A 19266-nucleotide genomic window follows, 5' to 3' on the forward strand; every position below is an offset into this window, starting at 1 on the left:
GAGCGATGCCGCGGACGAAGCGCTGGCCGTATCGCGATCGATGTGCCTACACTTCACTGTCGCCCACCACGTTCCGGCATACCAGATGTTCATACGGCAAGCACAGGCCCCGCTGCGGTTCTTCCGAACCACGCCGGCGCTGCGCTGCCCGTATCTCACGCACAAATTCGAGACCAAGCTGGTGACCGAGCTGGCGGGCCCCGATGTGCTCGATCTGCACGACCGCTTGACCGATTCCGGCTTCCGCCGCTCGCACCATTTCGTCTACAAGCCGCTTTGCGATGGCTGCCGCGCCTGTGTGCCGGTGCGGGTGCCGTCCGGTGCGTTCGCGCCGAGCCGCTCTCAGCGACGCATCTGGCGCGCCAACGAGGGCGTGCATGCCGCGGTGGTGCCGGCGATGGCGACCAGCGAGCAGTTTGCGCTGTTCTCGCGCTACGTCGCCGCCCGCCACGGCGACGGTGACATGGCCGACATGGATTTCGACGACTACCGTGCCATGACCGAGGAGAGCCCGGTCGACACGCATCTCGTCGAGTTCCGCGACGGCGGGCCGGCCGGCCGGCTGATCGGCACCTGTCTGATCGATGCGCTGGGCTCTGGCCTGTCGGCGGTCTACAGCTTCTTCGATACGCGCCAGCCACGCCGGGCACTGGGTGTCTACATGGTGATGTGGCTGATATCGGAGGCGGCCCGTCGCGGTCTGCCCTATGTCTACCTCGGCTACTGGATCAGTGATTCGCAGAAGATGGCGTACAAGGTGCGCTACCGCCCGATCGATGCGCTGGGTGCCAATGGCTGGGAGAGGCTGGGTTAGCTGCGGCGCCGGCGCTCCCAACGACGCCCTACAGATGTTGGAACGCCGCCAGCAGCACCAACGCCACACTGCCCAGCATGATGCGATACCAAGCGAAGATGCCGAAGCCGTATCGGCTGACGAAGCTGACCACGGCGCGCACAACCAGCATCGCGGCCACGAAGGCCAGGACGAAGCCGACAACAATCAGGAGTATGCCGCCTGAATCGGCGCCGAGCGATGCGCGATTCTTGAACGTGTCGTAGACCGCCGCACCCAGCATCGTTGGTATCGCCAGGAAGAACGAGAATTCCGCCGCCGTCGCGCGATCAGCACCGAAGACCCGGGCGCTCATGATCGTGGCGGCGGAACGCGAGGTGCCGGGGATCATGGCGAGGCACTGGAAGATGCCGATCTTCAACGCCAGCTTCCAGTCCATGTCGTCGACCCGCTTCACCGAGGGCCGGGGCGCGAAGCGCTCGATCAGCAGGATGACGAAGCCGCCCACGATCAACGCCACCGAGACGACCCAGGCGTTGAGCAATACTTCCTTGATCTGCCTATGGAACAGCACGCCGATCACGACGGCGGGCAGGAAGGCGATCACGATGTTTGCGGCGAAGCGCTGGGCCACCGGATCGCGGCGGATGTCGAGTGCCGTGCGCCACATCTTCGCGCGATAGAGCCAGCAAACCGCCAGGATGGCGCCAAGCTGGATGACGATCTCGAAGACCTTGCCCTTGGGGCCCTGGAAGCCGATCAGCTCCTGCATCAGGATGATGTGACCTGTCGAAGAGACCGGCAGGAACTCGGTCAGACCTTCGAGGATGCCGAGCAGCGCGGCCTTGAGGATGGTCAGGATGTCCATGCCGCCTCCGCCGCCGTCCACGCCGATCAGAACTTGTTGGCCCGCGGTGAGCCGGACGGCGGCAGCCGTCCCGCCTGGGCCCTTTCGCCGATCCACTCCTTGAGCTCCGCCGCGCTTTTCGTGCGGCTTTGCCACGACAGGCCCTCGGACAGCTTGAACGCCCTGGCGTCCGACAGCCCGCCATCCTTGTGCTTCTGCAGGATCACGCCGCGGCCGCGCGCCATCTCGGGCACCTGCTCGATCGGGAAGACAAGCAGCTTGCGATTGTCGCCGATCACCGCGACGTGGTCGGCACCGTCGGGCACCACCGAGCAGACGGCGGCCTCCTCGTTGTCAGTGAGGTTGAGCACCTGCTTGCCGTTCTTGGTCTGCGCCACGACCTCGTCCTCGGGCACGATGAAGCCGCGTGTCTGGTGCGAGGCGACGAGGAAGCGCCGTCCGCCCTTGAGCACCAGCATCTCGACGATGTCCTGGTCGTTGGCGAGGTCGATCATCAGGCGCAGCGGCTCGCCATGGCCGCGTGCGCTGGGCAGCTTGTCGATGCCCACGGTGTAGAAGCGGCCGTTGGTGCCGAACACCAGCAGCTTGTCGGTCGACATCGCGTGCAGGGTGAACTTCTCGCGATCGCCTTCCTTGTACTTCAGATCGGCGGCGGCGGTCGGCTCGAGGTGGCCCTTGGCGGCGCGGATCCAGCCCTTCTCGGAGCAAACGACGGTGACCGGCTCCTTCTCGACGAAGGCCTCGATCGGCACGTCGATCGGCACGGGCGCGTCGGCGACCTCGGTGCGGCGACGACCCTCTTCGGTCTTCGCGCCGTACTTCCTGCGCAGCTCCTGGATCTCGCCGGCGATCGACTGCCACTGCGCCTTCTCGTCGGCGAGCAGCGCCTTCAAGCCCTTACGCTCCTCGGTCAGCGCCTTGTTCTCGCGCTTGATCTCGATCTCTTCCAGCCGGCGCAGGCTGCGCAGGCGCATGTTGAGGATCGCCTCGGCCTGTGCGTCGCTCAGCTTGAAGCGGCTCATCAGAACGGCCTTGGGCTCCTCCTCGCGGCGGATGATCTCGATCACCTCGTCGATGTTGAGGTAGGCGATCAGGTAACCGCCCAGCACCTCCAGCCGCCGCTCGATCGCCGCCAGCCGGTGCTGGGTGCGCCGCTGCAGGACGACGCGGCGATGGTCGAGAAAGGCCTGCAGCGCCTCGCGCAGGTCCATGACCCTGGGCGTCTGGTCGGCGTCGAGCACGTTGAGGTTCAGCGGGAATCGGCTCTCCAGATCGGTGAGCTTGAAGAGCTGCTCCATCAGCAGGTCGGCCGGCACGTTGCCGGTCTTGGGCTCGATCACCAGGCGGATATCGTCGGCCGATTCGTCGCGCACATCCTCGACCATCGGCAGCTTCTTGCCGTTGACCAGCTCGGCCAGCTTCTCGATCAGCTTGGCCTTCTGGACCTGGTACGGGATCTCGGTGATGACGATGCGGTACTGGCCGCGCGGCAGCGGCTCCTTCATCCATCGCGCGCGCATGCGGAAGGAGCCGCGCCCGGTCCTGTAGGCCTCGATCACCGATTCGCGCGGCTCGACAAGGATGCCGCCGGTCGGGAAGTCCGGGCCGGGCACGTGCGCGACCAGGGTCTCGATGCGCGCGTTGGGCATCTTGATCAGATGCAGCAGCGCATCGCAGAGCTCGCCGACATTGTGCGGCGGGATCGACGTCGCCATGCCCACTGCAATGCCCGCCGCGCCGTTGGCCAGCAGGTTGGGGAAGGCCGCCGGCAGCACGACCGGCTCGGTCTCGGAGCCGTCGAAATTGGCGCGGAAGTCGACGGCATCCTCGTCGATGCCGCTGAGCAGCGCTTCCGACACCTCGGTCAGGCGCGCCTCGGTGTAGCGCATGGCCGCGGCGTTATCGCCGTCGATGTTGCCGAAATTGCCCTGGCCATCGACCAGGGGGTAGCGGATGGCGAAATCCTGCGCCAGCCGCACCAGTGCGTCGTAGATCGATTGGTCGCCGTGCGGATGCAGCTTGCCGATGACGTCGCCGACGACGCGCGCGCTCTTCTTGTAGGGTCCGTTGGCGTCGAGCCTCAGCTGCTGCATGGCGTACAGCAGCCGGCGATGCACGGGCTTGAGCCCGTCGCGCACGTCGGGCAGCGAACGCGCCATGATGGTGCTGAGCGCATAGGAGAGGTAGCGCTCGGAGAGCGCCTCGCCCAGCGCCACCGGCCGGATCGGGGGTGGCGGCGGCGCGGCCGTTACGGTCTTTTTCGCCATTCTCTAGAGGGGCCGGTGGCCGCGAAGAACGGCCGCCGTTTCGTTGTTGTAGCGGATATTGCCTGCCTCAATAGGTCCGCGCGGCAGCCGAGGCAAGCGGCATGTTTCCGCAGGTTTTCCGACCACAGTTCTGTCATCCCGAGCACAGCGAGGGATCTTGGTGCTGACGAAAAGATCCCTCGCTGCGCTCGGGATGCCAGCAAAACTTACTCCGACGCCTGCCGCTTGAGCGCATCAAGGAACCGGTCTCGGGCCGGCGGCAAGGGGCGATTGTGTGGCCAGAACACGTGCCGCTCGATGAAATAGCCGGTGAGTTCCAGCCCCATCAGCACGTCCTCGACACCCGCTGCGCCGCCCACCACCAGGAAGGACGGCAGCTTCAGCAGCCTGTCGGCATAGGGTGCCCCCGCCTCCTCGCTCACCGCGCGGCCGGTCTTGGGCGAGACATAGACGAGCCTGTCGGTCGCGCCCGTGGCGGCGCATTTCTCCAGGTCGAGGCCGAAGCCCAGCTCCTGCAACAGCCCCAGCTCCAGTCGAACCAGGATGCTGGGCCAGCCCTCGTGACCGATCGCGGTCATCAGCGCGACGAAACCGTCGTAGATCGCCGAATGCGGCTCGCGCTCCGGCAGCGCGCCGTCGATCAGCGCGCAGGCGGCGCTCAGCCCGCTCAGCTCCAGTGCATCGTCGAGCGCACGCGCGGCATGGGCGGCCAGCAGCTCGCCCCTATAGGTCCCGAGATGCTCGGCCAGGCGCGCGCGCCATTCGACGCGCACGAGATTGCCCGGCTGCCAGAGCGGCCGCTGCCGCGACGACATGCCCCCGTGAACCAGACCGGCATGCCGCCCGCGCTCGCGCGTCAGCAGCGTCGCGACGATGGCATTCTCGCCATGCTCGCGCGTGTGCAGGACGAAGCCATCGTCGATCCAGTCCATGTCACTACCAAGTCGTCGTCCTGAGCGAAGCGAAGGACCTTGCGGTGGTGCGCACACGCCATGCCGCGAGATCCTTCGCTTCGCTCAGGATGACGGGGATGGGTTCAAGCATCGTACTCCAGCCCCCACGCCGTGTAGCGCGAGCGGTCGTCGGCCCAGTTGGCACTGACCTTGACGTGCAGGAACAGGTGCACGGGATGGCCGACCACCTCGGCCAGCTCGCGCCGCGCGCGCGCGCCGATCGACTTGATCTTGGCGCCGCCCTTGCCCAGCACGATCGAGCGCTGGTTGTCGCGCGCGACATGGATGGTGCATTCGACTCGCGCGCTGCCGTCCTTCTTCTGCTGCCAGCCCTCGGTCTCGACCGCGATCTCGTAGGGCAGCTCTTCGTGCAGCTGCTCGAAGACCTGCTCGCGCACGATCTCCGACGCCAGCTGCCGCATCGGCATGTCGGTGGTCTGGTCCTCGGGGAAGAGAAACGGGCCGGGCGTAGCCTGCGCGGCGACGTGGTCGAGCAGGTCGCCGACGCCATCGCCGTTGATCGCCGACACCAGGAAGGTGCGCTCGAACGCCAGCGCCTGGTTGGTCTCGGCGACCAGCGCCAGCAGCTTCTCGCGCGGCAGCAGGTCGATCTTGTTGACGACGAGGATCTTGGGATCGGGCCGGCTCGCCAGCCGTTCGAGGATGGCGCGCACGTCCTCGCTCAGCCCCTTGGCGGCGTCGATCACAAGCAGGATGCGATCACCCTCCTCCGCGCCCTTCCAGGCCGCGGCGACCATGGCGCGCTCCAGCCGGCGCTTCTGGGTGCGGAAGATGCCCGGCGTGTCGAGGAACAGGATCTGCGCGCGCCCGCCGTCCGGCAGCTCGCGCATGGCGATGCCCATGATGCGCGTGCGCGTGGTCTGCACCTTGCGCGAGACGATCGAGACCTTGGCGCCGACCAGCGCGTTGACCAGGGTCGACTTGCCGGCGTTGGGCGCGCCGACCACGGCGACCACGCCGGCGCGGGTCTTCATCGCCGACTGGCCACTCACCGCAGCGTTTCCAGCAGGGTCTGCGCGGCGATGCGCTCGGCCTCACGCTTGTTGCCGCCGGCGCCGCGCATGGCGGCATGTCCCTTGACCTCGACCTCGATGACGAACTTGGGCGCGTGCGCCGGCCCTTCACGGCCCACCTCGCGGTAGACCGGCAGCGGCAGGCCGCGGCCCTGCGCCCATTCCTGCAGCTCGGTCTTGGGATCGCGCGGCGGCTTGGGTGAGCCGGCGATCAGTGGCTGCCACAGCCGCTCGATGAAGCCGCGCGCTGCCTGAAGGCCGCCGTCGATATAGAGCGCGCCGATCACCGCCTCGCAGGCATCGGCGAGGATTGCCGACTTGTCGCGCCCGCCGGTGGCATCCTCCGACTCTCCCAGGATGAGGTCGCCGCCCAGCTCGATCTCGCGCGCCACCGCCGCCAGGGCGCCGGCGCGGACCAGGGCGGCGTGGCGGCGCGCCAGCTCGCCTTCGCTCTCGGCCGGGAATTGCGCCAGCAGCATGTCGGCCACGACCAGCGACAGCACGCGATCGCCGAGGAACTCCAGCCGCTCGTTGCCGAAGCGGAACGCCGCGTCGACGCGCTGGCGCTCGGCGGCGCTGCGATGCGTCAGCGCCTCGTCCAGCACGGCGGCATTCCTGAAGCTGTGGCCGAGCAGCCCGGCCAGTCGCACATGCGCGTCGGCCGATCGGCGCCCGGTCTTGCGGCGCTCGGCCACCACGGGAGCCTCAGTGAATCGCCTGGCCGATGCGCGACCAGCGGATGCGGCCCTCGAAGGGCGCGGTGACGAAGTTGCCGATGCCGTCGAGAATGCGGCCGATCACGCCGAGAGAGACTCCGCTCAGCAGGCGCTCGGTGAAGCCCGGCTCGTAGCCGGTCTCGATGTAGGAGAAGAACAGGAACTCGGCGCGGCCGACCAGGTTCTCCATCGGCACATACCAGCCCTGGACCTTGGTCTCGACCTGGCGCATACGCCCGTCGGGCATGCGCTCCATCGAGGTGAGGAAGCTGCGGCTGTCGGCCGAGTTGTCGCGATTGTCGCCCATGACGAAGACGTGGCCGGGCGGCACCTTGAACACCTCGGTGTTGTCGAAGCGCTCGTTGTCAGACTCCTCGAGGATGCGATGCGACACACCGCCGGGCAGGGTCTCGCGATAAAGCGTGCTGCGCGTGGTCCCGCCGCCGCTGCCCTGCACGGTGTCGTCGATGCGTGCGCGCTCGACCGGCTTGTCGTTGATGTGCAGGACGCCGCCCTTCACCTGCACCGTGTCGCCCGGCAGGCCGACGATGCGCTTGATGTAGTCCGTCCTGTGGATGCCTTCGCCCTGGTCGCCGGGGTACTTGAACACCGCGACGTCGCCGCGCCGCGGCGCGCTTTCCATGACCCGGCCCGAGAACGGCGCCAGCGACAGCGGGAAGGAGTGCCGGCTGTAGCCGTATGAGTATTTCGAGACGAACAGGTAGTCGCCGACCAGCAGGGTCGGGATCATCGAGCCGCTGGGGATGTTGAACGGCTCGAAGGCGAAGGTGCGAACGACCAGCGCGATCAGCACGGCATAGACGACGGTCCGGATGGTCTCGCCCCAGCCGCCCTCGTCCTTGCTGTCCCGGTTTCTGCTCGCCATTCCGCCGTCCATCATCGCCTGCGCCGGCCGGACGGGGTCACCGGCCGACGGAGCGCGGATATAACAGGGATCGGGGGGCGAGTCCTGCTGATTTCCCTGAGATTTCCGGGGATTCCCGCCTGCGTCACACGAACGCAGGCGATCCAGCACGGTCACAAATCAGGCGGTTGTCGCTTGCCTGCCCACCGCCCAGGCATCATCCCAAGCAGCGGCCAAGGTTGGAATTCTCCCTACGATTGCCGACTCAAGCCGGCAGGGCCTCGATGACCACGAAGGCCTGGGCCAGCGGCCCGTCATCGGTGATGGTGACGTGGACCTCGACCCGCATGCCCGGCGGGGTGATCTCCTGAAGCCGGGCCAGCGCGCCGCCGGTCATGACCACGGTGGGCTTGCCGCCGCGCTGGTTGACCACCCCCATGTCGCGCCAGAAGACGCCCCGGCGGAAGCCGGTGCCCAGGGCCTTGGAGCAGGCCTCCTTGACGGCGAAGCGCTTGGCGTAGCTCGCCGCCCGCATCGCCCGGCCGTCCGATTTGGCCCGCTCGATATCGGTGAACACCCGGTGCGTGAAGCGGTCGCCGAAGCGCTCCAGGCTCTTCTCGATGCGGCGGATGTCGATCAGGTCGCTGCCGATGCCGATGATCATGCCCCGCCCATAGCGCGAAGCTCAGGCTTTCGCCACCCCGCGCGCGAAGTCCATGATCCGGCGCATCTCGCGGATCGCCGGCACGAATCCGACGAAGATCGCCTCGCCGACCAGGAAATGACCGATGTTCAGCTCCCGCACATTGGCGATGGCCGAGATCGGTGCGACGTTCTCGTAGTTCAGCCCGTGCCCGGCATGGCACTCCAGGCCCAGCGTCTCGCACAGCGCGGCCGCCTTCTGGATGCGCGCCAGCTCGGCGGCGCGCTCGGCACCCTCGATCTCGCAGTATCGGCCGGTGTGCAGCTCGACCACAGGTGCGCCCAGCGACACCGCCGCCTCGAGCTGCCGCGAATCGGCCTCGACGAACAGCGACACGCGGATGCCGGCATCGCGCAGGCGGGTCACGATCGGCTTGAGGTTGTTGTGCTGGCCGGCGGCGTCGAGCCCGCCCTCAGTCGTGCGCTCCTCGCGCTTCTCCGGCACGATGCAGGCGGCGTGCGGCCGGTGCTTGAGCGCGATCGCCAGCATCTCCTCGGTCGCCGCCATCTCGAAGTTCAGCGGCAGCGCGACCTCGCTTACCAGCCGCGGAATGTCGGCGTCGATGATGTGCCGGCGATCCTCGCGCAGATGCGCGGTGATACCGTCGGCCCCCGCCTCCTTCGCCAGCAGCGCCGCACGCACCGGATCGGGCGTGCTGCCGCCGCGCGCGTTGCGCACGGTGGCGACGTGATCGACGTTGATCCCGAGGCGCTGATGGGCGGCGGTCATGGAGAGTCCGACAGGTTGATCGTCGCCGCGATGCTACGGAGACGTCCATTCAGCGTCCGCCAGGAGATTGTCCGCATTGTGGGACAAAGTCACATCCGCGCCCGCTCCACCGCATTGATCACCGGCGTCGCCCGCAGTGCCGCGGTGATCTCCGCCAGATGCCGCACGTCGTTGACCTCAATATCGACGATCATGTCGAAGAAGTCGGGCGAGCGGTTGACGATCTTGAGGTTGTTGATGTTGCCGTCGTTCTTGGCGATCACCGTCGTCATGCTCGACAAGGTACCGGGCTGGTTGGCCACCGTGATCTTCAGGCGGCCGACATACTTGCCGATGTTCTCGCCGCTGGCCTGCCAGCCGACATCGATCCAGCGCTCGGGCGTGTCGGCGAAGCTCTCCAGGGTCTCGCAGTCGATGGTGTGGATCGTCACGCCCTTGCCCGTGGTGATGATGCCGACGATACGGTCGCCCGGCAGCGGGTGGCAGCAGCGCGCGAAGTGCACCGCCATGCCCGGGATCAGGCCGCGGATGGCGATCGCGGTGCCCTTGCCATCGGCACCCGAATCGCCCTGGTCGCGCAGCCTGGCGCGGGCACGCGCCAACGGCACGACGTCGGCGCCCTTGGCGCCGCGCGTGCGTTGCGCCTTCAGCCCGGGATAGACCGCCATCACCACGTCGCGCGCCGAGACGAGGCCGGCGCCGATCGCGGCGTGCAGGTCCTCGACGCTGGCCTGCTTGAAGTTGGCCAGCACGCCCTGCAGGCCCTTCTCGGTCTGCGTCTCGCCGCTGTCGGTGAAGGCGCGCGACAGCATCGAGCGGCCAAGGGTCAGATACTGCTCGCGCTGGCGCGTGCGCACGAAACGGCGGATCGCCGCCTTGGCCTTGCCGGTGACGACGAAGCGTTCCCATTCCGGTGACGGCGTCTGCGCCTTGGAGGTCGAGATCTCGACCTGGTCGCCGTTGCGCAGCTCGTGCCGCAGCGGAACGATGCGGCCGTTGACCTTGGCGCCGACGCAGGTGTCGCCGATCTGCGAGTGCACGGCGTAGGCGAAGTCGATCGGGGTGGAGCCGCGCGGCAGGGTGATCAGCTCGCCCTTGGGCGTGAAGCAGAACACCTGGTCCTGGAACATCTCGAGCTTGGTGTGCTCGAGGAACTCCTCCGGGCCGGAGGCCTTGTCGAGGATCTCCAGCAGCTCGCGCAGCCAGCGGTACTGACGGCCCTCGGTATGGCTGTCGCCGTCCTTGTAGATCCAGTGGGCGGCGACGCCGTGCTCGGCCTCCTCGTGCATCTCGCTGGTGCGGATCTGGATCTCGATGCGATGGTTCAGCGGCCCGAGCACGCCGGTATGCAGCGAGCGGTAGCCGTTGGGCTTGGGCAGCGAGAGATAGTCCTTGAAGCGATCCGGCACGACGCGGTAGCGCGCGTGAATTGCGCCCAGCGCCCCGTAGCAATCGGCGATCGTGCCGACCACGACCCGGAAGGCCATGATGTCGGAGAGCTGCTCGAACGAGACGTTCTTGCGCTGCATTTTGCGCCAGATCGAGTAGGGCGATTTCTCGCGACCGCTGACCTCGGCCTGCAGTCCCTGCTCCTTCAGCGTGGCGCCCAGCTCGGCGACGATGCGCGGCACGGCACTGCGGCCCCTCTCGCGCAGGAAGTCGAGCCGCGCCACGACCGATTGGCGGCCCTCGGGATTGAGCTCGGCGAAGGCCATGTCCTCGAGCTGGTCCTTGACGCGCTCCATGCCGATGCGCGAGGCGAGCGGCGCGTAGATGTCCATTGTCTCGCGCGCGATGCGGCGGCGACGTTCGTCCTCCTTGATGTAATTCAGCGTCTTCATGTTGTGCAGCCGGTCGGCCAGCTTGACCAGCAGCACGCGGATGTCGTCGGACATCGCCAGCACCAGCTTGCGGAAGTTCTCCGCCTGCTTGGTGCGGTCCGATTGCAGCTCCAGCCGAGACAGCTTGGTCACGCCGTCGACCAGCTTGGCGATCTTGGGGCCGAAGAGCTGCTCGATCTCCTCCAGCGTGGCGTCGGTGTCCTCGACCGTGTCGTGCAGGAGCGCGGTGACGATCGAGGCGCTGTCGAGCCGCATGTCGGTGAGGATGCCGGCGACCTCGAGGGGATGCGAGAAATAGGGATCGCCCGAGGCGCGCGTCTGCGCGCCGTGCTTGCGCAGGCCGTAGACATAGGCGCGGTTCAGCAGATCCTCGTCAGCACCGGGATCGTAGGCCTTGACGCGCTCAACCAGCTCGAACTGGCGAATCATGCGTCGAATATAATCGCTGCGACGCGGGATCGCCACGCGTGGCGCTCGGCGCCGCCGCAATCGTTGTCATCCCGAGCGCAGCGAGGGATCCCGGCGGTATCCCGGATCCCCCGCTGCGATCGGGATGACAGTCGGAAACGGCAAAGCGCCGGTCGGCGGACCCGACCGGCGCTCGCGAAAACGTAAGGTCCCTGACCGATCTACGGCTGATCGGTATCGTCGTACTCGTCGGCGCCCGGCAGCGCGCGCGGCTGCGCGGCCTCGGCGCCCTGCTGCGCCAGTGTCGCGGCCAGTTCCTGCTCGAGCTCCAGCATTTCGCCGCCCTCTTCCGGACGGTCGATATCGGAGTGCTTCTGCAGGCCCTTGACGATCGACTCGCGCAGCACGTCGAGCTGCATCTTGGACTCGGCGATCTCGCGCAGGGCGACGACCGGGTTCTTGTCGCGGTCGCGGTCGAGCATCAGCGGCGCGCCGGCCGAGATGTCGCGCGCACGCTGGGCCGCCAGCATGACGAGATCGAAACGGTTGGGTACCTGGACGATGCAGTCTTCGACGGTGACGCGTGCCACTGAGGGCCTCCATCACGGCAAATGGGGAGCGCGGTGATACCGGCGGCAGGCGCCGATGGCAAGCCTTCAGGCGGGCAGGCGCTCGGCCGCCTGGCCGGCCGGCAGGGCCGCAATCAGCGCGTCGATCGCCGCACCGGTGAGCGGATGCCGCCAGTCAGGCGCGATGTCCCGCAGGGGCAGAAGGACAAAGGCCCTTTCTTCAAGTTTCACATGAGGAATGATTGATATTCCTATATAATTCAACCGATTAATAATCGACCTATAGTCAACGAGATCAAGGTCTATGAAGCGTGGGGCATTGCGAACCGAGCGCACGCGCCCGAAATCGTCCTCGATGCCATGCATTGTCGCCAGGAGGGCGTCGGGGCCCAGACCGGTGGCGACCTCGGCCACGGCGTTGATGTACCAGGGCTGGTCGGACGCCGGCACGGGCGCCGTGCGGTACCAGGGCGAGCGTCTGACCACGCGGACACCGCGATCATTCAAGCGGGCGAGCGCGTGCCTCAAGGTTCGGGTCGGTGGCCCGAACTTCGGATGGGGAAGGTTGGCGCCCAGACCGATGTAGATGCTCACTGATTATTTCCCAAGCACTGTCAGCAGTTTATGACCGAGAACTGCGAGAAACGTCGAAGTCGTTGATAAATCGTCAACATCTTGCCGTCCGCAATTGACTCACGTACACTCAGTGGTAGTTTGCGTCGTTTCCGAATTGTCGGCGGCATGGAACCAACTGTGCCAGCCAACCAAGAATTACCTCCCCTCTGGACTCATAAGGATTAGTGCGATGAAAAATCATTTCTACCCCGAAGAGCGCCTAGCCCTCTTCATCGACGGTGCCAATCTCTACTCTGCCGCCCGCGCCCTGGGCTTCGATATCGACTACCGCAAGCTGCTGAAGGTCTTCCGCGACCGCGGCCGACTGGTGCGTGCCTACTACTACACGGCGCTGGTCGAGGATCAGGAATACTCGCCCATCCGTCCGCTGGTCGACTGGCTCGACTACAACGGCTACACGATGGTGACCAAGCCGACCAAGGAATTCACCGACGCCATGGGGCGTCGCAAGATCAAGGGCAACATGGACATCGAGCTGGCCATCGATGTCCTGGAAATGGCCGAGCATCTCGACCACGTCGTGGTGTTCTCGGGCGACGGCGACTTCCGCCGCCTGGTCGAAGCCGTGCAGCGCCGCGGCCTGCGCGTCTCGGTGGTCAGCACCATCAAGTCGGCGCCCCCGATGGTCGCCGACGAGCTGCGTCGCCAGGCCGACGAGTTCATCGAGCTGGCCGAGCTGGCGCCGCTGATCGCGCGCTCCGCCGCCGACCGCCCGTCGCGCCAGACCAGCCCGATCCAGCGGCCGGACGCTGATGCCGACGACGACGGCCAGATGGTGCGCTCAGCCTGAGGCGGCCTCCCTCGACCGGATCGACGAAAGGGGGCTGCGGCCCCCTTCTCATTTGCCTAATGTCCGCGCCGTGTCCGACAGCACCACCTTCACCCCGCCCTCGCGTGACTGCCCGCTCTGTCCGCGACTGGTCGATTTCCGCCACCTGCATCGCGCCGAGCACGCCGACTGGCACAATGCGCCGGTGCCCTCCTTCGGGCCGATCACCGCGCGGCTGCTGATCGTCGGCCTGGCGCCTGGCCTGCGCGGCGCCAACCGCACCGGGCGGCCCTTCACCGGCGACTACGCTGGCGACCTGCTGTACTCGACCCTGCTGAGATTCGGCCTGGCGCGCGGCACCTTCCGCGCCGATCCGGGGGACGGGCTGGAACTGCTCGATTGCCGCATCGCCAACGCCGTGCGCTGCGTGCCGCCCGAGAACAAGCCCCTGCCCACGGAGTTCGGTCACTGCCGGCCGTTCCTGGTGAGCGAGATCGCCAGCATGCCAAACCTCAAGGTGCTGGTGGCGCTGGGCAAAGGCGCGCACGACCAGGCACTTCGCGCACTGCATGTGCGGCCGGCCGGCAGGTTCCCCTTCGTCCATAATCGCCTGCACGATCTGCCCAGCGGCCTGGCGCTGGCCGACAGCTACCACTGCTCGCGCTACAACACGAATACCGGGCGCCTGACCGAGGCCATGTTCCACGACGTGTTCCGGTCCGTCCTGGAGCGTCTGGCGGGCTGACGCCACGCCGCCGCCGGCGTATGCTGCGCCCTGAAATGCCCGACAAAGACCCCCTGCTGGAAGCGGCCCTATCGCATCATCGCCAGCCGCATCGCGCCTATCACGACGAGCGCCACGTGCTCGAGCTGCTGGAGCTTGCGGCCGAGCACACCCCCGATCTGACCGAGACAGAGCGGCTCGCCATCCTGTTCCACGACGCCGTCTATGTGCCCGGGGCCCCCAAGGGCATGAACGAGACCCTCTCGGCGCTGCTGATGCGCGCCACGGTGGCCGGCCTGGTGCGCGCCGGCACGATCCCGGCGCCGCCGCAGCAGATGATCGACGACGCCGCGGCGATCATCGAGGCCACGACACATGTCGATCCGCCGTCGCCGGCGGCCGAGCGCGTCTGCGACCTCGACCTGTGGCGCCTGGCGGCGCCGTGGGAGGAGTTCCAGCAGCACAGCGCCGACATCGACCGCGAGTTCCGCCATCTCTACCCGCCGGGCGATTCGTGCAAGCTGGCGCGCAAGGAGTTCTACCGCTCCATGCTGGAGCGCGAGCACGTGTTCCACACGCCGTACTTCCGCCAGCGCTTCGAGCCGATCGCGCGCGCCAATTTCCGACGCGCGCTGCAGGCATAGCTCAGGCCGCCAACGCCTTCTCGACCGCGCCGGTCACTTCCTTCGACATCGGAGCAACGCGGCTCGACCAGGCCTCAAGCAACTGGCCGTCGCGGCCGATCAGGTACTTGTGGAAGTTCCAGCGCGGCGCGGCGCCTTCGCCGAGCTCCGACGCTATCCAGCAATAGAGCGGATGCGCTGAAGCGCCGATCACCGCCTGCTTGGACGTCATCGGGAAGGTCACGCCGAAGCGCGTTTCGCAGAAGGCACGGATCTGCTGCTCGCTGCCCGGTTCCTGGGCACCGAAATCGTTGGACGGCACGCCAAGCACGACGAGACCCTTCGGGCCATAGGTTTCGTGCAGCTTCTGCAGGTCGGCGTATTGCGGCGTGAACCCGCAGGCCGAGGCGACGTTGACCAGCAGCACCGGCTTGCCAGCAAAGCGGCTCATCGGCAGGTCGGCGCCGTCGATGTCGGTGAAGGTGAAATCGGTTGCCGGCATCTTCTGCTCCTTTGGGACCGCTTCAGCTCTCCGTGTCGTAGCGCTGCTCGAGCCACGGATCGCCGTGATTGTGATAGCCGCGCACTTCCCAGAATCCCGGCTTGTCGTGCTGGCTGAACTCGATGCGCTTGATCCACTTTGCGCTCTTCCAGAAATAGAGCTTGGGCATCACCACGCGCACCGGCCCGCCGTGCTCCTGGCTGATCGGCTCGCCATTCCACTTGATCGCCAGCAGGACATCGTCGTCGGCAAAGCAGTCGAGCGGCACGTTGGTCGTATAGGTGTCATAGGAATGGAAGATCACGTGCCGTGCCTCGGGCTTCGGCTTGACGACATCGAGGATATGCCGCGCGCTCACGCCCTCCCAGTCGTTGTCGTAGCGCGACCAGGCGGTGACGCAGTGGATGTCGCTGCGATGACGCACCATCGGCTCGTCGGTGAACTCGCCCCACTTCCACACTGTGGGGATCTCGACGAGCCCGTCGATGGTGATGCGCCAGATGCTGGTGGGGATGTCGGGCTGCACGCCGAGATCGAGCACCGGCCAGTTCTGCACCAAGCGCTGGCCCGGCGGCAGACGGTTGGCGCGACGCAAATCGGCCGCGCCGGTCAGCAAGCGGCCGTCACGCGCCCATTTCTGCTTGCTGTCGATCAGCTTATCCCTGATCCGGCCGAACAAGCCGACACTGTCATCGTCCTGCATCACCACCGAACTCCGTCGCTCGCCTTCCCTTCCCCCGGAGGGGGAAGGTGCCCGAAGGGCGGAAGGGGGATGTCGAAGACGGACTCCTGCGTTCGTCCTCGACATCCCCCATCCGTCATCGCGCTTCGCGCGCTGCCACCTTCCCCCTCCGGGGGAAGGTAGGCAAGACGTCAGATCGTGCGGCCCGCCTTCTCCCAGTAGGGCTGGCGGAGCTTGCGCTTGAAGATCTTGCCGGAATCCTCGCGCGGCAGCTCCGGCGTAAATTCGACGACCTTGGGGATCTTGTACTTCGCCAGTCGCTCCGCAAGATATGCGCGCACGTCGCCGGCGCCGATGGCATTGCCGTCGATCGGCTGGATATGAGCGCAGATCGCCTCGCCGAATTCCTCGTCGGGAATGCCGAACACGGCACAGTCGCGCACGCCGGGCATCTGGATCAGCACCGACTCGATCTCCGCCGGATAGATGTTCACGCCGCCGGAGATGATCATGTCGCGCTTGCGATCGCACAGGAAGACGTAGCCGTCGGCGTCCATGTAGCCGACATCGCCGACCGTCACGAGATCGCCCAGCGCCACGTCGCGGCGCTTTGCGTCGTCGTTGTTGTAGGTGAAATCGCTCAGCCCGGGCGCCTTGAGGTAGATCTCGCCCACCTCGCCCTGCTTCACGTCGCGGCCCTGCTCGTCGACGATGCGCAGGATGCCGCCGGGCACCACGCGGCCCACCGTGCCGGGCTTCTTCAACGCCTCCTCCGAGGTGTGCCAGACCACGACACCGGTCTCGGTGGCGCCGTAGTACTCGTTGATCACCGGTCCCCACCACTCGATCATGCCGCGCTTCACCGCGGGCGCGCAGGGCGCGGCGCCATGGGTCAGGAAGCGCAGCGAGGAGACGTCGTACTTCCCCTTCACCTCCTGCGGCAGGCGCAGCAGGCGCACGAACATGGTGGGCACGATGTGCATGTGACTGACCTTGTGGCGATCGATCAGCCTGAGCATGTCCTCGGCCTCGAAGCGCGGCTGCAGCACGATGGTCAGCCCCAACCGCGCCGCGACCATGCCGTAGGCCGCGGGCGCGGAGTGGTACATCGGCCCGTTCATCAGGACGACAGTGCCGGGGTCGGCCCTAAGATCCCAGACCACCGCGACCTGATCCATCATCGATTGCTGCACCTCGGGCGGCGTCGGCCGCCGCCGCACGCCCTTCGGCTTTCCGGTGGTCCCAGAGGTGTAGATCATGCTGCCGCGCGACGCCGGCGGCGGCTGCATATGCGGCGTGGCGGCGGCGAGAAAGTCGTCCCAGGCGGTGACGCCGTCAGGCACATTCGCCTGCTCGTCGCCGACGGCATACGCCGCGGCGATCTCCGGCGGCGTCTCGACCGCCAGCACCTTCACTCCGGCGGGGATCGCGTCCCTCACCTTCGCCAGCAGATCGGCATGTGCCACCAGCGCCTTGGCGCCGCTGTCGCTCAGGATGTAGCCCGCCTCCTCGCCGGTGAAATGCCAGTTGATCGGCACCGCATAGGCGCCCAGCAGCGAGGCCGCCATATTGGCCTCGAACAGCTCGAGATCGTTGCGCAGCAGAAGCGCAATCGAATCGTCTTCGCCCACGCCCAGTGCCTTCAGCGCGCCGGCCGCCCTGGCCGCGCGTGCCGCCAGCGCGACATGCGAGCGTTCGCGCTCGCCCGAGATGATGCGGCTCAATGCGGCCTCCTCAGCCAGCCTCGATGACGTCGCCGATCAGACGGTAGGACGTGCCGTCGAAGCGCTGCAAGCGCAGCTTCTGGTAGGGCTTGTAGTCGTTCGCCGAGGTGTCGAGCGTGATGCCCGGCAGGGTCAGCGGCGAGGTGTATCCCTTCAGGCTCGCGGCCTGCTTCATGACGTTCTCGCGCGTCAGCTCGTCGCCGCACTGGCGCAGCACATGGGCGATCAGGTGGCCGTAGGTGAAGCCGGCGGCGGCGAAGGAATCGTGCGGATTGAGCTCCGGTGCCCAGCGCTTGATGAAGGCGTAGTACTCTTTCATCCCGGCGTCGTCCTCCCAGGCTGGATCGCCCGGGCTCTTGGCGTTCGCCGCGGTGATCACGCCGGTCGCGGCGTCGGTACCGGCCGGACGCAGCACGCCGACGACCGAGGACGAGCCCACTGGCAGGTAGACCTGGGCCTTCCAGCCGAGCTCGCGCGCCTTGCGGATCGCCTGCGTCGCATGCTTGCCCGTGGCGATGACGAACAGTGCGTCTGCGTTGCTGGCGCGCAGCTGGATGACCTGCGAATCGACCGTTGGATCGGTCGTCTCGTAGGTCACCTCGGCCACGATCATGTCCTTGGCCTTCGCACCGAGCGCGTGGCGGAAGCCCTCGGCGTAGTCCTTGCCGAAATCGTCGTTCTGGCGAAGCAGCGCGATCCTGGCATTGGGCGTGCTCTGCAGGATGTGGCGCGCGTAGACCTCGCCCTCGGTCTCATAGGCGATCATCCCCATCATGGTCCAGGGATGGTTCTTGGGATCGTTCCATTGCGAGGCGCCCGTCAGAATGAACAGCTGCGGCACCTTGCGCTGATTGAGATAGCGATGGATCGCGCGGTTGGTGGCGGTGCCCAGTGTATTGACGATGGCCAGCACCTTCTCGCTCTCGACCAGCTGGCGCGTCATCTCCACGGTCTTGGGCGGGCTGTAGCCGTCGTCGAGGCTGACCAACGTCACCTTGCGGCCGTTGATGCCCTTCTGCGTCTCGTTGAGCATGCGGAAATACGCCGCCTGCGACTTGCCGACGACACCCAGAGCCGAGACCGGGCCGCTATAGGGCATGCTCTGGCCCAGCCTGATCTCGCTGTCGCTGGCGCCGGGCCCATAGCTCTTGGCCCAGGCGGCGCTGCCGACTACCGGTACCGCCAACGCGCCCAACGAAAATGCACGTCGCTTCATGACTGTCCCCTCCTCTCGCGTTTCTTCGGCGCCTCGTCCTTCGCCGCGCGCGCGCCGCGCGCGATCAGCCGCATGGTCGCGGCGTGCAGATCGCGGAACCCCGCATCTTCGCTGAGGAAGCCGGCCAGACGCAGCACCACCAGGCCATGCACCGCCGCCCACATGGCGTAGCCGACGATACGTGCGTCGCCCTCGACCAGCCCGACCGAAGCCATGTCCTCGGCCTGCCGCGTGATGAAGCCGCGCGCCCGCTTGGACTCCCGCGCCAACTCGGGATGCTCGGTGTCCTCGGCGCGGTGGTGGTCGAACATGATGCGGTAGGCTGCCGGGTTGGCGAGCGCGAAGTCGAGATAGGCCTGGCCCACGGCGCGAGCCCGCCTCGCCGGATCGGCGTGCCGTCCGGCCTCCGCTTCCAGCGCGTCGGCAAAGCGCCGGAAGGCGTCGGCGCGCACCGCCGCCAGGATCTCGTCCTTGTCCTTGAAGTAGCGGTACGGCGTCTTGGGACTGCAGCCCAGGTCGTCGGCGAGCTGGCGCATGGTCACGCCGTCATAGCCGTAGCGCGCGAAGCGCTCGGTCGCGACGCGACAGAGCTCGCTGCGGAAACCCGCGATGTCCTCGGCGGATAGGATCTTGGGCACGGCCTC

The 19266-nt window shown here is 67.0% G+C and carries 20 protein-coding genes; 4 read left to right on the forward strand and 16 right to left on the reverse strand.

Annotated features, from left to right (window positions below; all coding sequences use genetic code 11):
- Window positions 1–85: 85 nt before the first annotated feature.
- Window positions 86–814, forward strand: coding sequence for an arginyltransferase (locus KF889_26180; protein ID MBX3502949.1), 729 nt, complete (start codon window positions 86–88; stop codon window positions 812–814).
- Between the two features lie 28 nt (window positions 815–842).
- Here the strand turns inward: KF889_26180 and KF889_26185 are convergent, their stop codons facing one another.
- The 11 genes from KF889_26185 to folK form a co-directional block, all read right to left on the reverse strand.
- Window positions 843–1661 carry an undecaprenyl-diphosphate phosphatase gene (locus KF889_26185; protein ID MBX3502950.1) on the reverse strand — a complete coding sequence of 273 codons (819 nt, stop codon included), beginning with the start codon at window positions 1659–1661 and terminating at the stop codon, window positions 843–845.
- A 26-nt stretch (window positions 1662–1687) separates the two neighbouring features.
- The gene (parC, locus tag KF889_26190) at window positions 1688–3928 is read right to left on the reverse strand and encodes a DNA topoisomerase IV subunit A (GenBank protein ID MBX3502951.1); all 2241 of its coding nucleotides are present in this window, start codon (window positions 3926–3928) and stop codon (window positions 1688–1690) included.
- A 206-nt stretch (window positions 3929–4134) separates the two neighbouring features.
- Window positions 4135–4860 carry a DNA repair protein RecO gene (recO, locus tag KF889_26195; protein ID MBX3502952.1) on the reverse strand — a complete coding sequence of 242 codons (726 nt, stop codon included), beginning with the start codon at window positions 4858–4860 and terminating at the stop codon, window positions 4135–4137.
- A gap of 104 nt (window positions 4861–4964) precedes the next feature.
- Window positions 4965–5876 carry a GTPase Era gene (gene era, locus KF889_26200; protein MBX3502953.1) on the reverse strand — a complete coding sequence of 304 codons (912 nt, stop codon included), beginning with the start codon at window positions 5874–5876 and terminating at the stop codon, window positions 4965–4967.
- 14 nt (window positions 5877–5890) lie between these two features.
- On the reverse strand, window positions 5891–6565 hold the full coding sequence (gene rnc, locus KF889_26205) for a ribonuclease III (GenBank protein ID MBX3502954.1): 675 nt from the start codon (window positions 6563–6565) through the stop codon (window positions 5891–5893).
- 55 nt (window positions 6566–6620) lie between these two features.
- On the reverse strand, window positions 6621–7517 hold the full coding sequence (gene lepB / locus KF889_26210; GenBank protein ID MBX3502955.1) for a signal peptidase I: 897 nt from the start codon (window positions 7515–7517) through the stop codon (window positions 6621–6623).
- 244 nt (window positions 7518–7761) lie between these two features.
- Window positions 7762–8160 carry a holo-ACP synthase gene (gene acpS / locus KF889_26215; GenBank protein MBX3502956.1) on the reverse strand — a complete coding sequence of 133 codons (399 nt, stop codon included), beginning with the start codon at window positions 8158–8160 and terminating at the stop codon, window positions 7762–7764.
- A gap of 21 nt (window positions 8161–8181) precedes the next feature.
- Window positions 8182–8928, reverse strand: coding sequence for a pyridoxine 5'-phosphate synthase (locus KF889_26220; protein MBX3502957.1), 747 nt, complete (start codon window positions 8926–8928; stop codon window positions 8182–8184).
- Window positions 8929–9017: 89 nt separating this feature from the next.
- Window positions 9018–11198, reverse strand: coding sequence for a bifunctional (p)ppGpp synthetase/guanosine-3',5'-bis(diphosphate) 3'-pyrophosphohydrolase (locus KF889_26225; GenBank protein MBX3502958.1), 2181 nt, complete (start codon window positions 11196–11198; stop codon window positions 9018–9020).
- Between the two features lie 200 nt (window positions 11199–11398).
- Window positions 11399–11767, reverse strand: coding sequence for a DNA-directed RNA polymerase subunit omega (rpoZ, locus tag KF889_26230; protein ID MBX3502959.1), 369 nt, complete (start codon window positions 11765–11767; stop codon window positions 11399–11401).
- Window positions 11768–11833: 66 nt separating this feature from the next.
- Window positions 11834–12334 carry a 2-amino-4-hydroxy-6-hydroxymethyldihydropteridine diphosphokinase gene (gene folK / locus KF889_26235; protein MBX3502960.1) on the reverse strand — a complete coding sequence of 167 codons (501 nt, stop codon included), beginning with the start codon at window positions 12332–12334 and terminating at the stop codon, window positions 11834–11836.
- Window positions 12335–12551: 217 nt separating this feature from the next.
- On the opposite strand from folK, the gene KF889_26240 reads away from it, so the two are divergent.
- From KF889_26240 to KF889_26250, 3 genes are read left to right on the forward strand one after another with little or no spacing between them, the layout of a single operon-like run.
- Complete coding sequence (locus KF889_26240; protein ID MBX3502961.1) at window positions 12552–13172, forward strand: NYN domain-containing protein; 621 nt, start codon at window positions 12552–12554, stop codon at window positions 13170–13172.
- The gene (locus KF889_26245) at window positions 13135–13896 is read left to right on the forward strand and encodes a uracil-DNA glycosylase (protein MBX3502962.1); all 762 of its coding nucleotides are present in this window, start codon (window positions 13135–13137) and stop codon (window positions 13894–13896) included. Before KF889_26240 ends, KF889_26245 begins: the two co-directional genes overlap by 38 nt.
- 35 nt (window positions 13897–13931) lie before the next feature.
- The gene (locus KF889_26250) at window positions 13932–14519 is read left to right on the forward strand and encodes a hypothetical protein (protein MBX3502963.1); all 588 of its coding nucleotides are present in this window, start codon (window positions 13932–13934) and stop codon (window positions 14517–14519) included.
- A 1-nt stretch (window position 14520) separates the two neighbouring features.
- Here KF889_26250 and KF889_26255 read toward each other — a convergent pair whose 3' ends face one another.
- From KF889_26255 to KF889_26275, 5 genes are all read right to left on the reverse strand, one after another.
- Window positions 14521–15000, reverse strand: a complete 480-nt coding sequence (locus KF889_26255; protein ID MBX3502964.1) for a glutathione peroxidase — start codon at window positions 14998–15000, stop codon at window positions 14521–14523.
- A gap of 22 nt (window positions 15001–15022) precedes the next feature.
- The gene (locus KF889_26260; GenBank protein ID MBX3502965.1) at window positions 15023–15703 is read right to left on the reverse strand and encodes a sulfite oxidase-like oxidoreductase; all 681 of its coding nucleotides are present in this window, start codon (window positions 15701–15703) and stop codon (window positions 15023–15025) included.
- A gap of 170 nt (window positions 15704–15873) precedes the next feature.
- A complete protein-coding gene (locus KF889_26265; GenBank protein MBX3502966.1) occupies window positions 15874–17397 on the reverse strand; it encodes an AMP-binding protein in 1524 nt (507 codons plus the stop codon).
- 19 nt (window positions 17398–17416) lie between these two features.
- Window positions 17417–18622 (reverse strand): ABC transporter substrate-binding protein, encoded by a 1206-nt coding sequence (locus KF889_26270; protein MBX3502967.1) that lies wholly within the window; start codon window positions 18620–18622, stop codon window positions 17417–17419.
- The gene (locus KF889_26275; protein ID MBX3502968.1) at window positions 18619–19260 is read right to left on the reverse strand and encodes a TetR/AcrR family transcriptional regulator; all 642 of its coding nucleotides are present in this window, start codon (window positions 19258–19260) and stop codon (window positions 18619–18621) included. Before KF889_26275 ends, KF889_26270 begins: the two co-directional genes overlap by 4 nt.
- Window positions 19261–19266: the final 6 nt, after the last annotated feature.

The organism is Alphaproteobacteria bacterium, assembly GCA_019635875.1.
Lineage (GTDB): Bacteria > Pseudomonadota > Alphaproteobacteria > Reyranellales > Reyranellaceae > JAFAZJ01.